Here is a 15,302-nt window from a genome sequence, read left to right on the forward strand (position 1 = left end):
ATCTGGATTGTCCAACAAGGAAAACAGGCGATTTTTTTCCGTGTTGCCCAGGACCAGGGTCACCCCGGGAATTTGCGCCAGCGTTTCAGGATCGCGCTGCGCGTAACATCCCGTGATCACGATCCGGGCACCGGGATGTTCCCGCACGGCCCGGCGAATGGCTTGGCGGGCCTGCCGCTCACTCTCGCCCGTCACCGAACAGGTGTTGAAGATCACCAGATCCGCTGTTTCGCCGGATTTGGCCAGGCCATACCCCGCCTTGCGCCCGGCCTGACACAGCCCGTCGCTTTCGAACTGATTGACGCGGCATCCCAAGGTGACGAAAACCAATTTTTTGTCTGTTCTTTGATCCGGATTCGTGAGCATCGATTGATCCAGGCAATTTTGACCAGAATATGTCAAACTGCCATGCAGGCTTTGGAAGAGTTCTGGAAATATTCTTTCAGGGGAGAAAGGGGGATAAAATGCAGGCCATACGTGAAATTATCGAGGATGCACCTGAACAGTTGATCCTGAAACTGCCTTCGCACTTGCACCATCAACGGCTGGAGGTGACCATTCTGCCCTTGGATGAGGTTGTCAGTGACCACTTGCCAGATTCCTCGCCTCGTTATCAACGTTGGCCAATCAAACAGCGATCCATTTATTCTCGTGACAAGCTGCATGAACGATAAATCATTTGTAGATACAAACATTTGGATTTATGCTCACCTGGATCAGAACAGTGATGCCAAAGGGCATGTTGCTGCAAACCTGGTCGAAACAATTCCCCGATGTGTCATCACCACTCAGGTGTTGAGCGAATATTATTCTGCCATGGTGAAGCATCATGTGGAGGAGTCCTGGATCCGAAACAGCGTGGCAACCATGATGCGGCATTGTGACGTACTATTGATTTCGTTACCAGTGCTGCATAAGGCGTTTGATGTGCGTGCCCGGTATGGATTCTCGATTTGGGACAGTTTGATCATCGCCAGCGCACTGCAAGGAAACTGCACGCTCCTTTATACGGAAGATCTCCAACATGACCAATGGATTGAGGGACGCCTGCGCATTGTCAATCCGTTTCTGGAGTTCAAGTCAGGATGTGCAGACATTGACGTTGATCAAGAGTTGCTCTAGGCTCATCGGGCAGTCTAGCAGGTTCTAGCAGGTTCTTGAATTAAACTCCCTGAAGGATCCGTGCGCCGACAGAAACCATGTATCTATCGTTGCAAAGAGGTCTTTCCCCTTTTGTTCACTCTCTTCTGGACGATCTGGATCGTTTGATCGGTCCGATTTTTCTGGTCGGGGATGCGTTGCGGGATTCGTTGCGCAACAAGGCCGCACCGGATGAGCTGACGATTCTCGTTTCCCAGGCCCTGCCTCTTTGTCAGCGCAAACTCCAGGATGCAGGATATGCCAGTGCCGTGATGGGCACCAAGCAGAACAGCCTGTTGTTGCCTCTGAAACGCAAAGAAAATCCCAAAATGGTGGAAATTTCCGCTTTCCGCCACCGTCCTTCGCATCCGGCCACGGTGGCCGAGGATCTGTTCCATCGCGACATTTCGGTCAACGCCATGGCGTTCAGTTGGCCGGATGGTCCCCTGATCGATCCCTACAATGGACGGGCGGATCTCGAAAACAACGTGATCCGCCTCGTCAACGGGGCCGATACCCTGCAAGAGGATCCTCTGCGGGCGCTACGTTTTTTTCGTTTCACCCTGCAACTGGCCGGCAAACCGGATCCGGACGATTTGCAAAGCTCCGAAGCGACCGTGCCCGCACAGGTGGCCCAGGAGCGTGTGCGGGCCGAGTTTGATCAAATATTCACGCTGCTCTTGCGGGACCGTTTTTCCCAGGAGATGGTTTATCGTCTGTTTCGCTCGGTATTGGGCAGGGAGTTGTTGCCTGAATTTGCGGCCATCCACGATTGCCCGGAAAATCCGGGTGACTCTCAGACTGCCTGGGAAAATTCCCTGCGCATGCTCCTGAACATGACGGCTCCCACCCCCGAAGAAGAGGTTTCCTTCCTGGATCTGCGCTGGGCCGCCCTGTTGCACCAAACAGGCAAAGGGGTGTGCGCCAAAAAAGATGATTCGGGGAAAATTGTTGAATATCCAGGGTTTCATGAAGAAACCATGCGCATCAATGCCGGCATTCTCAACCGGTTGCAGTTTTCCAAACGCCGCCAGCGCCGGATCAATTTCATGGTCCAGCACATGGATATCCATCAAATGCCCACCGATCGGGGCCTGCGTCGCCTGATCGAACAGACCATTCCGGTGGAGGGGTTGTTCCGTTTGTTGCGGGCCAAAAAAGAGGCCGTCCCCAACCTTCCCCCCGAAGAAATACTCAAAACAGCCGAAGAATTTTCCCGTTGCATGCGTCGTTGCCACCTGACCCGTGAAGCCATGCTGCGTTTGCGGCCCATGGATCTGGCCTTGAGCGGCGGTGAAATCATCGACATGGTTCGCATTCCGCCTGGTCCATGGCTGGGACAGTTGCGCCAACGTCTGGTAGAATGGGTAGGACAGGATCCCAACCGTAACCAGCGGGAATTCCTGGTTGCCCAGGTCCGGGAATGGATTTGTCGGGAAGAGGGGAAAATTTAAAATAAAAAAACCGCACGGTGTGTTTCCTGTCAGGGGTGTCGGTTATGACGCCAGGACTTTGTTCTGGTTGGACAGTCAGGGAGTGGTGTAGGTTTTTTCTGGTCGGACAATCGGGGAGTGATGTTGGTATGGCACACAAAATTCTCGTCGTTGATGACGATTCCCAGATCCGCTTTATTTTTCAGTCTTTTTTGACCAGTTCCGGTTACGACGTTGTGGTCGCCGAGGATTACGATGCGGCGTTGCGCTCCCTGGATGAAGGTGACTTCGATCTGCTTTTCACCGACATCCACATGGTTGGCAAGAGCGGTCTGGATCTGCTGAAGGAGGTTCAGAAACGCGGTCCCAGTGCCCCTTATGTCCTGGTCATTACCGGCTTTCCCGACCTGGAAACCGTGCAGGAGGCCCTGCGCGCCGGAGCCTACGATTATCTGGTCAAACCGGTCCTGAAGGAAAACCTGTTGCGTCAGGTCAAATCCGCCCTGGATCACAAAACCATGCGCGATGACAAAGAACGCATGCAACATCGCCTGACGGCTGTGTTCAACAGTGTCCGGGATGCCATCATTACCGTGGATGCCAATCTGCGCATCATGGAATTCAATCAGGCTGCACAACGCATTTGCGGCTTTTCAGCCCATGAGGCAGGCCAGTTGCTCAACAGCGAACATCGCCATTGCCATGGACATTGCCTGGATGCCCTGGATCGCGTGTTCAAAAACAAGGATCGCGCCGAAATGGTCCGCCTGCAATGCGACAATTCGGTTCGGAAGGGGCAAATGGTGGACGTTTCCGCCTCGCCTCTGTTTGATAAAACCAACCAGTTTCTTGGGGCCGTCATGGTGGTGCGCGATGAGACCCGGCTGGCAGCCCTGGAAAAAAATCTCGGGGAGCGCCAGGGTTTTCATGGCATTATTGGCCGCAGTCGCAAGATGCAGAATATCTATTCGCTCATTGAAAATCTTGCCGATGTCGATACCACCGTTCTGGTGACCGGCGAAAGCGGTACCGGCAAGGAACGTATTGCCGATGCCCTGCATGGTCGCGGTGTCCGCAGTCGCGGCACCCTGGTCAAGGTCAACTGCTCCGGTTTGTCGGAAACCTTGCTGGAGAGTGAACTTTTCGGCCATGTGCGCGGGGCGTTTACCGGCGCGGTCAAGGACAAGATCGGACGGTTTCAATTGGCCGACCGGGGCACAATCTTTCTGGATGAAATCGGTGATGTCTCTGCCCGGATGCAGACCCGATTGTTGCGGGTCCTGCAAAACAAGGAGTTGGAACGGGTTGGTGAGAGCCGTACCGTGCAGGTGGATGTCCGCGTGGTCGCCGCCACCAACCAGAACCTGCGCGAAAAAATTGCCCAGGGCCTGTTTCGTGAGGATCTCTATTACCGATTGAAAGTGGTGGAAATTCTGCTTCCACCCCTCCGGGATCGCCGGGAGGACATTCCCCTGTTACTCGACCATTTCATCCATCGGTTCAATGGCACCTTTGGCAGATCCATTGTCGGGGTGAGCGATCAGGTCATGCAGGTCATCATGGAGTATCCCTGGCCAGGCAACATACGTGAACTCGAACATGCCGTTGAACACGCCTTTGTCATATGCCGGGATTCCTATATTGACATCAAGGACCTGCCACCCGAACTCTCCGCGTCGCCATCCCGGGGAATCATCCCGGAAAAGGTCGCAGTTTCCACAGAAGAGGATCGCGACCGGATCATCCATGCCCTGGAAAAATCTGGTTGGGTCAAGGCACGGGCCGCACGCAATCTGGGCGTGAGCCGGAGTACCCTCTATCGCAAGATGCAGGAGCTGGCCATTCAGGATCTTCAGCAGATCCCCTGATCCTTGACCCTGGCAACCTGCTCCAGAACCACCCGGGCAATGTTTTCAGGTTTGAATTTGGGAATGAAATCGTTTGCACCTACGGCGTCGGCCTTGACTTTGTTGGCTTGATTGCTCATGGAGCTGTGCAGGACAAGTTGGATTCTGGCCAGCTCAGGATTGGACTTGACCTGCCGGGTAAAGGTGAAACCGTCCATGCCGGGCATTTCGATATCCGAAATGATCAGGCAATATCGGAAACGGGAACCCGGCTCAAGGGATTTTTTCAGAGCGGCAAAAGCATTTTCGGCACTATCGAAGAGGTGATGTTGGACACCGATTTGTTCGAGGGTATTGGCCAGAAGATTGCGGGCTGCCCGTGAATCATCCACCGCCAGAACATGAAAATTGTGCAAATCAAATTTGTGTCCCTCTTCAATCATTTCTGGGGGAACAACGTCCTCGATTCCCATGATTTCAGACAGGATTTTTTCAATATCGAGAATTTGGATGGACTTTCCTTCGTCGTCATACGTCAGGGCGGTCAAGTAGCCCGAGTTCTGCGTGCCATGACCGGGACTCCGGATATCTTTCCAACTGCGGGTCAGCAGTTTGTTGGGACTGCTGATGAGAAATCCCTGCACGGAGCCACTGTATTCACAAATAATGACGTAACTGACCCCTTCATGGAAATTCACCGATTCCATGCCCAGGGAGCTGGCCAGGTCCACGACCGTGACGAGCTGCTCGCGGAAGTTGATCGCTCCGATAATGGCCGGGTGGGTCTGGGGCATGACGGTCACGTTTTTCGGCGTTTCGATCACCTCGATGATCTTGAAAACATTGATGCCGTACTGCTGCGCATCGGTGAGGAAAAACGTGAGCATTTCCATCTGGTTGGAAAAAGCCAGATTGCTCCTCTGATCAATCTCCTTCATGAAGTTATCCATGAATCATTCCTGTCTCTTTGGTATGAAAGGGTTGTTGTTTCAGGTCGTCCGGGCGCATGCACGACAGATCGGAAATGTGAGGAAAGCCGAAGAAATGCCTGCCGCCAGTATAAAGGAGATTGCAAAAAACATGCAGGAAAAAATATACTGAAGAAGCGTGTCTTGTTTATTGTCCCCTGTGTACCTGCAATAAATCATGCCAGGTGCGGTCGTGGACCGTGACCCGGAAAACCAGCAAGGAAAAATGCCATGAAACGTCGTGATTTTATCAAGTCTTCCGTGGCCATGGCGACCGTGGCTACGGTGGCAGGGCATATCACTCCATCCAATGCCGAGACCGAGCAGAAAGCCGGGGTGAAAAATTATCGTCCCCTGGGCAACACCGGCATGAAAATCAGTGATATTTCCTTCGGTGCCGGGAAAGTGCCTTCGGCGTCACTGATCCTGCGGGCCGTCGAGCGCGGCATGAACTATTTTGACACGGCCCCCGACTACGGAACCAGCGAAGCCCTGATCGGTGAAGCCCTGCCGCGTCTGCCGGACCGGGGGAAAATTTACATCGCTTCCAAATTCTGCCAGCCGAAACCCTATCCCGGACATCTCCCCACGGGCAGTACCCAACAGGAATATATGGCGGCAGTCGAAGGCAGTCTGAAAAGATTGCATACCGACTATCTGGATGTGGTATTTGTGCATGGTATTGGCGAAAATCCGGATTTTGACAAGGAACGGCAGCGGCTGTTTGACGAAAACATGCTGAAGGCTTTCGAGCGGCTGAAACAGGATGGCAAGGTACGTTTTCTGGCCGTCTCTTCCCATGGCCCCCACAATATGGAACGGCTCCTCATGGAAGCGGTCAACTCCGGACACTTCCAGGTGATCATGCCGGCCTTCAATTTCATGAAATTTCCCAAGGTTCCGGAAGTGATCCAGGCCGCCAGCAAGAAGGGGGTGGGCGTGGTGGCCATGAAAACCCTCGCCGGTGCCAAGGAGAGCGGCGTCGATTTGAGCGGGGTCAGCGAACATGCGGCGTTCAAATGGGTTCTCAAACACCCCGAGGTGGCGGGTCTGGTGGTCACGATTGCCAATACCGGCCATCTGGATCTCTATCTGCCGGCTTCGGGGCAGGCTTTTACGGCCCAGGATCAAAGGCTCCTCGACCAGTATGCCGCCCTCCATGGCCAGGATTACTGCCGCACGGGTTGTGGCGATTGCGAGGCAGGGTGTCCGGAAAAGGTGCCCATTGCCTCCATCCTGCGTTACCAGATGTATTTTGAAGCGTACCAACAGGAAAAACAGGCCATGCAATCCTATGCCGCTCTGGAAAAAAATGCGGCTGCCTGTCGAGGTTGTGACGGCGCGGCCTGCAATCAACAGTGTGCCTATGGCCTGCCCGTGGCCGCCAAACTCCAGGCCGCCCATCGGCAACTCTCTTTTGCCCCGGTTACCTGAGTCGCTTGTGAAAAAGTTCAGGAGTTCTCATCGAAACGTGGCGTGTCATGGGACACCATTTCCTTGCAAGGCTGATGTTGATCGAATGACTCCCTGGCCCATGGCATGGTGATGGCTTCTCCGGCACCTCCCTGGCCCGTTCGGGTCCTGCTGTTGTTATTGCCCCCCCTGGTGGCGCTGGCCGTCTGGATGGATGGCCAGCGCTACGATCCGGGCTTGCTGGATTTTCAAAAAGGCGGCAACCCGGGTTCTGAATTGGCCAAAATGTTTCCGGATACACTGGGGTTGCTCAAAAAAATGGGCACCATCCGGGAGTATACCGAGGCCAATCTCTATGAATATATCAATGGTCACGCCGATTTTTTCATCGGGGCGGGTTTTCGCCGGCTGACAGTGGTGGAGTATGGGCCTCCCGGGGCACGTCAACCCACCCTGGTGGCGGATGTGTATGACATGGGCAAACCCATGCAGGCTTTTGGGGTTTTCACGGATCAAAAAGGCTCCCAGGCCGAAGCCGTGAATGTCGGCGACATGGCTTTTGTTTCTGACCGGACCCTCGGGTTCATCAAGGACATCTACTATGTGCGCTTGGCAGCGTTTGCCGCCGATACACCCCTGCTGGAAGCGGCACGCCTGCTGGCCGGCAAGATTCAATCCCGGGCTGGTGCGACTTCCGGTTTCACTTTTGCCTTCCCTGATCTCGGCACGACCGGCGAAACCCGGTTCATCAAGGAAAACTATCGCGGCATGGCCTTCTTGAACAATGTCGTGGAACGGATTTTCACCGGGGAAAAGGGGGAAGTCCGTACCGCCTTTTTGGTCAATGGCACCCCCGCAACCACCCAGGACCTGGAAAAATCCATGTTGGCGTTTCTCCAGGGTGAAGGAATCAAATATCAGACCAGCGCAACCCAGGGTCAGGCCAAAATCTACCGGGTCACCGACCCCTACGAGGGGGATTGGTTTTTTGCTGTTGGCCAAGACCGGTTGCTGGGTGTGTTCGGCCCCTGCCAGCCGGAACACCTGCAACGCATGGGAGAGGCCGCCCAACCACCTGACGTGACCAGGAAAAGTCCATCCAATGTGCAGGATCTGCCATGAAACCTGATGCCAAAAAATCAGTAAAGCAGTCCGGTGTGCAGGATCCGCCATGAAACCTGATGCCAAAAAATCAGTAAAGCAGTCTGGTTTCAAACGGGCCCAACCGGTCCTGAGCCGGCGGGAGTTTGTGCGGGATGTGGCCGTGACAACGGGGATTGCGGCTGGCCTGGGAGCGGGGGGGTGGTTGGCCTACAGCACCGAACCGATCCGCCGCCAGCCGGAGGTGATTCATAAATTGCGGGATTTTCGGATTCCGGCATCCGACCTGTTTCCGGTCATGGCCGTGGTACGGGGCGAACAGGTGGAACGCATGACCCGGGAGGCCATAACCCGGCTCGGTGGTATCGACCGGTTCATCAAACGGGGTGACAAGGTCCTCCTCAAGCCGAACGTCGGATGGGATCGGCAGCCGGAACAGGCCGCCAACACCGGCCCGGAGCTGGTCGCGGCCATGGTGCGTCTTTGTCGGGAGGCCGGGGCCAAAGCCGTCTGGGTCACCGATCACTCTCTCAATGATCCCTATCGCTGCTTTTTCCGTTCCGGGATTGAAGACGCGATCCGCAAGGAGGGGGGGGAGATGCGTCTGCCGCGCCAGGAGGACTTTGTGCGGACCGACATGGGGGGGAGCGTGCTGAAAATCTGGCCGGTGTCGCGTTTTTTTTTGGAAGCCGACAAGGTCATCAATCTGCCCATCGTCAAACATCACTCTTTATGCGGCTGTACCCTGGCCATGAAAAACTGGTATGGGGTGATCGGTGGCACGCGCAACCGTTTGCATCAGGATATTCATGCCTCCATCGTCGATCTGGCGGCGGCGGTGCGGCCAACCTTGACCGTCATGGATGCCACGCGCGTCTTGAAACGCAATGGTCCTACCGGTGGGAGCGTGGCCGATGTTGGCCGGGAAAACACCCTGATTGCCGGTCTGGATGAGGTGGCCATGGATGCTTTCAGTCTGCAATTTCTGGATCTGCAACCGGACAAGGTGCCTTTTCTGGCCATGGGAGAGGCGCGGGGTCTCGGGCGTGTCAACTGGCAAACGCTTAACGTCTCCCAGACCCAGATCGGATGACCCGCCATGCAACTGCCCAATCTGCGAGCCTTGCGTCGTTACCATGCGGTTTTTTTTCTCGGCCTGTTTCTGTTTTTTCTGGTGGTGAACGATTTTCGCCACATGCGTGGCTATGAAACCTCCCTTTTTCTGGAGCTGGATCCCCTGACCGCCTTGGGCGGCTTTTTGACGAGTCATACCCTCTACAAAGGTCTGGCCTGGTCGCTGGTCATCCTGCTGCCAACCCTTTTTTTTGGACGTTTTTTTTGTTCCTGGGTCTGTCCGTTGGGGATACTCAACCAGGGCATCAGCCATTTTTTCAACCATCGCCGCCCGGTGGATGCCTACAAACTCAATGCGTATCGACCCATTTTCCGGGTAAAATATTATATATTGACCGCCCTGCTGATTCTGGCAGGCATGGGGGCACTCCAGACCGGTCTTCTCGATCCCATTGCCTTGTTGGAACGCTCCATGATTGTGGCGATCCTGCCGGCCATGCATGGCAAGGCGTGGGATTTTTATCAACATCAGCCTTATTTTCATGGCGGTATTTTAATCACGCTGCTCGTGTTGGCCATATTGTTGGCCAACCGGTTTTTGACCCGCTTCTGGTGTCGGGTATTGTGTCCGCTGGGGGCGTTGCTGGGGGTGTTTTCCCTGCGGGCACCGTTTCGCATCCGGCGCGACGTGGACCGTTGTTCGGCCTGCTCCCGCTGCCTGCAATTCTGCCAGGGAGGATGTGACCCGCATGCCGAGTTGCGGGTCAGCGAATGCCACCTTTGTATGAATTGTATTGAGGCCTGCCCGGAAGATGCCCTGCATTTTGGTCTGGCCCAGCCGCGCAGTTCGGTCCAGCAACCCCTGGATCTGGGACGCCGCCGTCTGGTGGAGACCGGCGTCACCGCCCTGGCGTTGTATCCCATGCTCCGCACTTCCCGTTCGGCCTATTCCAATCCGGCCCCGGACGTCATCCGTCCCCCCGGATCCCTGCCGGAAGCGGATTTTCTGGCCCGCTGCATCAAATGCGCCGCCTGCATGCGGGTCTGCCCGACCAATGTTCTGCAACCCGCTCTCCTGGAGTCCGGCCTGGAGGGGCTATGGACCCCGATCCTCATCAATACTCAGGGGTATTGTGAACATCACTGCGTCCTTTGTGGCCAGGTTTGCCCGACCGCCGCGATTCGCCCCGTGCCCATCGCCGAAAAAATCGGCAACAAACCCTACACCCATCCAATCAAGCTGGGCACCGCCTTTTTTGATCGGGGTCGTTGTCTCCCTTGGGCCATGCATATTCCCTGTATTGTCTGCGAGGAAATGTGTCCCACCTCGCCCAAGGCCATCTGGTTTCAAAGCGTCACCATTCCTGGCCGCGATGGAAAGCCGGTTGATTTGAAACAACCCTTTGTCGAGCCGGCCCGTTGCATCGGTTGTGGCATTTGCGAAAACAAATGCCCGGTTGTCGATCAGGCCGCCATTCGCGTCACCTCCGTCGGCGAAACCCGCTCCCAACGCAATCGTATGATCTTGAAAGGGGATATCTCTTAGTTATGAGGGGTCGCATCCGGCATCACTCTTCGATGAAACGACCTGTGGCAAACTTGTGAAACTGGTTATGAATTGTATACGTGGCAGGGGAGGGATCATGCAAGTTGGCCGTGCAAAGTCAATGGGATTTTGGTAAGATGAAGCAGACAGGGGATTCTGAAGAATGACGAACACGTTTGACACGCAGCTCGCATCAGGGAATTGCAAGCCTTCGGGTTTACCGAAAGCAGTTTTTTGTTGCACCAGGCAACAGAAGGAGCGACCAGCATGGCCATTACCTCATTTGATACACTTGAATTTGTCGAGACCCTTGAAGCATCTGGTTTTACCAAAGAGCAATCCAAGGGAATGGTCGGAGCATTCAAGAAAGCTCAAGACGACCAATTGAAAGAGTTGGCCACCAAGGGAGATACTGCAATAATCAAAAGCGAGTTGATCCTCATTAAATGGATGCTGGCCATGGTCATTGCTGCTACCGTACTCCCCGCCTTGAAAACGTTACTGGGATAAGAGGATATCCGGCATATTCACTGTATCGGTCTTGGACATTCAAGTCTGGTCAACGAGACGACCCGTGACAAACTTGTGAAGTATGCTGGACATGAAAATCTGGAAGGAAAGGCCTTTCGCAATCGCCAGGGCTCGTCATTTTTCCAAGTCACCGGATGAGATGCGAATACTCACACGTTTGTCTTTGTGTTGGGAGGCTTTGGCATAAGAGACGTATCGATTGATTTCCTGCTTGACCTGCGGAACCGAATGCCACTCATCCCGTTCATAAGAAGCAAGAATTTCTTCCTCGAATCTGCGTTCCTCGTCCATATCAATTGGCCTTGTTGGTCATGTAGATACGAGTTGCTTTGCGACTTGGAATGATTGTTTTCAGGAAAACCTCGATGTCGTTTTCTACGAATGGCACCAGGTAAACATATTCTCGGATACGCACGATAAACATTCGTTGATTTGGATATTTTTCCCCTCTAGGGTGTTCAATGGTGTCAAGAAGACCACCGTGCATCATGGCTGAAAGGACATCTTCAAACGAAACGCCACGTTCTGATATCAAACGAATATTTTTACCAGTGTCCCAGCGTACTGCTTTCATTCGCTCCATGATATGCCAACGTCTCACATGTTATCAAGCTATGCCTGGATCGACATAATTTTTTTTGGTTGGCCACCTTCATTCAACAGGACCTGATCGTACAAAATCCGGCTCAGGGGCACCACCGGAAAATGGACGTCCTGAAGTATGGATTATGGTGGTATGGCCTGATGTGGTTGATATGTTGGCATAAATATTGCTTTAAACTTTTGGACCAAATTAAAGAGGCAAAGAACATTTTCTACTGGCCAGCAAAATGACAAAATGACCCGGATCCAGGACTTCCAGTTAAATATATCACCAATCGGTTTGGATATTCACAGAAAAACATGGTTAAGAGTTGGACAATGTCATGGGCTATGATATCAACTGGGAAGAATCAGCCAATCGGCATTATGAAGATGGTGTCATTCTCCTGAAAAAAAACGATTTGACAATGCAGGATACCATTTTGGACTTGCCGCAGAGTGTGCTGTCAAGTATTGTCTGGAAGTATCTGGCGTTCATATAACGAATGATTTGCACGAGCATTTTCCAGGCTTGAAAAAAGTGGCCATGGATAATCTTGGCTTGCAATCGGGAAAGTCCGTGTACAAGATCCAATTGCCGAAAATACTTGGCAGCCAAAAGTTCATGGAAGCTTGGGATATCAAGATGCGTTATGCGGGAAACAGGTCGGTCAAGGAAAGGTTGGCTATTAAAATGCAGAGAGATGCTGATACGGCTATTGGAATCATGAAATCATGAAACGATTAAAAAGAGTGTAGAAAAATGATCTTTTTTGATGAAAGTATCGAAAAATTTTTAAAACATTTGGTCCGTTTACAAGGGATTGAATTTGTACGGGATGGTTATGTGTTGAGAGACACGACCGGAAAATTGGCGTTTATTTGTAATCAAGCAATGCCAGGTGATTCTAAAGAAAAGATCATTAAAAAAATAAAAAAAATATTGCCGAATTATTCCCGGGACAATGATTGCATTATGGATATTGAACAGCCTGGTGTTCAATCCATAATAAATAATGGCAATTGTCATTATGAAAAATTTAATTTTAATATTGGAAAAATAATTTACCCGGTTGATGTCAGAATAATTGATCATCGAATGATTGGGAGCGATTGGCTGATTGCACCTGAATGCATGCCGAAATCATCCGGGGCGGTGCGGATTGTCTTTGCCAGCATGAAAGGAGGCGTGGGACGTTCGACGGCTCTGGTAGTCCTGGCCGCAGAATTGGCCCGGCAGGGTCGGACTGTCTTGACTGTGGATCTGGATTTGGAAGCCCCGGGTCTTGGTTCAATGCTGCTTGCAGAAAGAGAAAAACCGCTCTTTGGATCGTTGGATTGGTATGTGGAAAGTGGTGTGGGTGGTGTCAAGGCAGATGATCGTGAATTTTTGAACTCCATGATTGCTGCGAGTTCGTTTGGAGGCAATCAGGGAACCATAGATGTGGTGCCGGCTGTTGGCAGAAATGCGGATACCTGTCCAGCCAATGTTCTGGCCAAACTTTCCCGTGCATATCTGGATCAACCCCAGGATTCAGGGCAATCTTTGAGTTTTCTGACCAGGACACGCACGTTGATTGACCAGCTTGCATCCTGGAAACACTATGATGCCATCTTGATCGATGCCCGGGCCGGTTTGAGTGAATTGACCGCCGCAGCATTATTGGGTCTTAATGCCGATGTGTTGCTGTTTGGAGTCAATACGCCACAAACTTTTGCCAGTTATCGTTATCTGTTGGCGCATCTGGCTCGATTTATCAAAGAGGAGAATCGTGACTGGATTTATCGTTTCCGCATGATTCATGCCAAGGCACCGGCGAATTTGGAACAACAGAAAATGTTTCGTGATCGTGCCTATGAAATCTTTTCTGAGTTTTTTTATAAAGAATACAATTTTTTTATGAAATCAGATGAAGATGCCTCATCCGTATTGGAGGAACCGGGTCTCGATGATCCATCAGCGCCTCATTATGCCTGGCCAATCTTGTCCAATTCGCAATTCATGGAGTTTGATCCATTGGCGGATTCCATACAATTGGACCGGATAGTGTATGAGTCAACTTTCGGATCCCTGATGCGTGGCGTGAGTGAATGGCTTGAAATACCGGAGGGGATTGCACCATGACACCAAATGATTTCATGGATATACGTCAAACCCTGGCCGGTATTGATTCTGCGCCTGCACACCATGCTGACAGACCGCCGAATATTGGAGACATTTTTTCGCCACGAGGCCACGCAACAGCCCTGGATCCGGAAAGAATTCTGGTCGTGGGGGGACGGGGAGTGGGCAAGAGTTTCTGGTCTGGCGTCTTGTGTAACGATGCGACCCGTCAGCATGTCAGTCAGTCTTACCCACGCTTGAAACTCGACTTGTGCCAGGTCACGCTCGGGTTTTCCGGAACGGATACCAGTGACCTTGGACCGCCTTCGCGTGAAATTCTGGATGATCTGGAAGAGAAGGATCAATTCAATTCTGAAATAATCTGGCGGGCTGTTGTCCTGCATGGTTTGCGACCATGGATTGACCTCGAACTTCCGAAGGTTTGGCGCGGTTCCGCCGGACTGGTCTCCTGGGCACATGCCGATGCCGAGCGCTTGCAGAATACTTTGCGTGCAGCCGACAAACGTCTTGTTGAACGAGGATTACGCCAGGTCATCGTTTTCGATGCCCTGGATCGTCTTGGCGGGGATTGGCCACAAATTCAACGAAGAAGCAAGGCACTGCTGCGAGTTGCCTTGCCTTTCATGGCGTATCAGGCTGTCAAATTGAAAATTTTCATGCGGATTGACCAGGCCGAAGACCAGTCTCTCTTCAGCTTTCCGGATGCATCCAAACTGGTTGGACAGAAAGTCAATTTGACCTGGGAAAAGAAGGACCTGTACGGTTTGCTTTTTTCGCTTCTGGAAAACCGTACCAAGAATAGCGGCTCGTTTCGCAACCTGATCGAAGCGTGCCTGGGCAGGGTTCCCAATCAGGAAACCAGCATGAATTTACCAGCCAGCTTGATCAATGATGAAGAACACCAGGCACGGGTTTTCAGTAAAATGGCTGGGTCCTTCATGGGCAGTAACGCCCAGCGGGGAAAAACTTATACCTGGGTTTACAATCACTTGTCTGATACTTTTGGCTCCGTGTCACCGTGCAGCTTTCTGGAATCTTTGCGTGCTGCGGCAATCACGGAAACACATCTGGACGACAAGGTGATTGATCCAAAAGGATTGAAAAAAGGTTTGCAATCCGCTTCCATCTTACGCCTGAATCAGTTACGCGAGGAGTATGGATGGATCCAGACCGCTTTGGAACCGTTGGCCGATTTGCGCGTCCCCTGCGAAGAGATTATTTTGTTTGCCTGTTGGAAAAAAGAAAAAAGCCTTGCCCGGATTCAAAAAGCTGCAAAAATCGAAGGGTTTTTGCCACCGGTGGAGTTTGATACCGGGGGTGGGTCGGATTCTTCTCTATTGAAGGCCTTGCTGCGCATAGGTGTGGCAGAAATACGACCGGATGGTCGCGTCAATATCCCCGATATTTATCGTGTGGCTGCCAAAATATTAAAGAAAGGGGGAGTGCCACCGCCGGCCTGACAATCCGGAAGGCGGCCAGGATGCTTTGTATTGGATGTTTCAGTCGTGTGGAAAAAAAAACACTCCCCCGAGCATGTCGAGG

15 protein-coding genes and 1 pseudogene are annotated in these 15,302 nt (G+C 52.5%); 12 read left to right on the forward strand and 4 right to left on the reverse strand.

What is annotated here, in order from left to right:
• Positions 1 to 366: tRNA (N(6)-L-threonylcarbamoyladenosine(37)-C(2))-methylthiotransferase MtaB (locus HQL65_04270; protein MBF0135432.1), on the reverse strand; the 366-nt coding region annotated here is incomplete at its 3' end.
• Positions 367 to 464: 98 nt separating this feature from the next.
• On the opposite strand from HQL65_04270, the gene HQL65_04275 reads away from it, so the two are divergent.
• The 4 genes from HQL65_04275 (at position 465) to HQL65_04290 (ending at position 4,441) form a co-directional block, all read left to right on the forward strand.
• The gene (locus HQL65_04275) at positions 465 to 674 is read left to right on the forward strand and encodes a hypothetical protein (GenBank protein ID MBF0135433.1); all 210 of its coding nucleotides are present in this window, start codon (positions 465 to 467) and stop codon (positions 672 to 674) included.
• Positions 664 to 1,122, forward strand: a complete 459-nt coding sequence (locus tag HQL65_04280; GenBank protein MBF0135434.1) for a PIN domain-containing protein — start codon at positions 664 to 666, stop codon at positions 1,120 to 1,122. The genes HQL65_04275 and HQL65_04280 overlap by 11 nt, the downstream gene beginning before the upstream one ends.
• Before the next feature lie 77 nt (positions 1,123 to 1,199).
• Complete coding sequence (locus HQL65_04285) at positions 1,200 to 2,594, forward strand: CCA tRNA nucleotidyltransferase (GenBank protein MBF0135435.1); 1,395 nt, start codon at positions 1,200 to 1,202, stop codon at positions 2,592 to 2,594.
• 128 nt (positions 2,595 to 2,722) lie between these two features.
• Positions 2,723 to 4,441, forward strand: a complete 1,719-nt coding sequence (locus tag HQL65_04290) for a sigma 54-interacting transcriptional regulator (GenBank protein MBF0135436.1) — start codon at positions 2,723 to 2,725, stop codon at positions 4,439 to 4,441.
• Here the strand turns inward: HQL65_04290 and HQL65_04295 are convergent.
• A complete protein-coding gene (locus HQL65_04295) occupies positions 4,426 to 5,370 on the reverse strand; it encodes a chemotaxis protein CheV (GenBank protein ID MBF0135437.1) in 945 nt (314 codons plus the stop codon). The two genes, HQL65_04290 and HQL65_04295, sit on opposite strands and share 16 nt — an antisense overlap.
• Positions 5,371 to 5,619: 249 nt before the next feature.
• Between HQL65_04295 and HQL65_04300 the strand changes: the two genes are divergently transcribed.
• The 5 genes from HQL65_04300 (at position 5,620) to HQL65_04320 (ending at position 11,032) form a co-directional block, all read left to right on the forward strand.
• Entirely contained in the window at positions 5,620 to 6,822 is a 1,203-nt protein-coding gene (locus HQL65_04300) for an aldo/keto reductase (GenBank protein ID MBF0135438.1), read from the forward strand.
• A gap of 111 nt (positions 6,823 to 6,933) precedes the next feature.
• A complete protein-coding gene (locus tag HQL65_04305; GenBank protein ID MBF0135439.1) occupies positions 6,934 to 7,923 on the forward strand; it encodes a hypothetical protein in 990 nt (329 codons plus the stop codon).
• A 49-nt stretch (positions 7,924 to 7,972) separates the two neighbouring features.
• A complete protein-coding gene (locus tag HQL65_04310) occupies positions 7,973 to 8,995 on the forward strand; it encodes a DUF362 domain-containing protein (GenBank protein ID MBF0135440.1) in 1,023 nt (340 codons plus the stop codon).
• A 21-nt stretch (positions 8,996 to 9,016) separates the two neighbouring features.
• Positions 9,017 to 10,522 carry a 4Fe-4S binding protein gene (locus HQL65_04315; GenBank protein MBF0135441.1) on the forward strand — a complete coding sequence of 502 codons (1,506 nt, stop codon included), beginning with the start codon at positions 9,017 to 9,019 and terminating at the stop codon, positions 10,520 to 10,522.
• A 267-nt stretch (positions 10,523 to 10,789) separates the two neighbouring features.
• Entirely contained in the window at positions 10,790 to 11,032 is a 243-nt protein-coding gene (locus tag HQL65_04320; protein MBF0135442.1) for a hypothetical protein, read from the forward strand.
• A 39-nt stretch (positions 11,033 to 11,071) separates the two neighbouring features.
• On the opposite strand, the pseudogene HQL65_04325 reads toward HQL65_04320, so the two are convergent.
• Together HQL65_04325 and HQL65_04330 are read right to left on the reverse strand one after the other, a co-directional pair.
• A pseudogene (locus HQL65_04325) lies at positions 11,072 to 11,344 on the reverse strand (antitoxin).
• Position 11,345: 1 nt separating this feature from the next.
• Positions 11,346 to 11,627: a BrnT family toxin gene (locus tag HQL65_04330; protein MBF0135443.1), complete on the reverse strand. Its 282-nt coding sequence runs from the start codon at positions 11,625 to 11,627 to the stop codon at positions 11,346 to 11,348.
• A gap of 540 nt (positions 11,628 to 12,167) precedes the next feature.
• Here HQL65_04330 and HQL65_04335 point away from each other — a divergent pair.
• The 3 genes from HQL65_04335 to HQL65_04345 are packed head-to-tail and all read left to right on the forward strand — an operon-like array spanning position 12,168 to position 15,220.
• A complete protein-coding gene (locus HQL65_04335) occupies positions 12,168 to 12,374 on the forward strand; it encodes a hypothetical protein (protein MBF0135444.1) in 207 nt (68 codons plus the stop codon).
• A gap of 24 nt (positions 12,375 to 12,398) precedes the next feature.
• Positions 12,399 to 13,760, forward strand: a complete 1,362-nt coding sequence (locus HQL65_04340) for an AAA family ATPase (GenBank protein ID MBF0135445.1) — start codon at positions 12,399 to 12,401, stop codon at positions 13,758 to 13,760.
• Positions 13,757 to 15,220, forward strand: coding sequence for a hypothetical protein (locus HQL65_04345; GenBank protein MBF0135446.1), 1,464 nt, complete (start codon positions 13,757 to 13,759; stop codon positions 15,218 to 15,220). Before HQL65_04340 ends, HQL65_04345 begins: the two co-directional genes overlap by 4 nt.
• Positions 15,221 to 15,302 lie beyond the last annotated feature (82 nt).

The sequence above is a fragment of the Magnetococcales bacterium genome, assembly GCA_015228935.1.
Lineage (GTDB): Bacteria > Pseudomonadota > Magnetococcia > Magnetococcales > DC0425bin3 > HA3dbin3.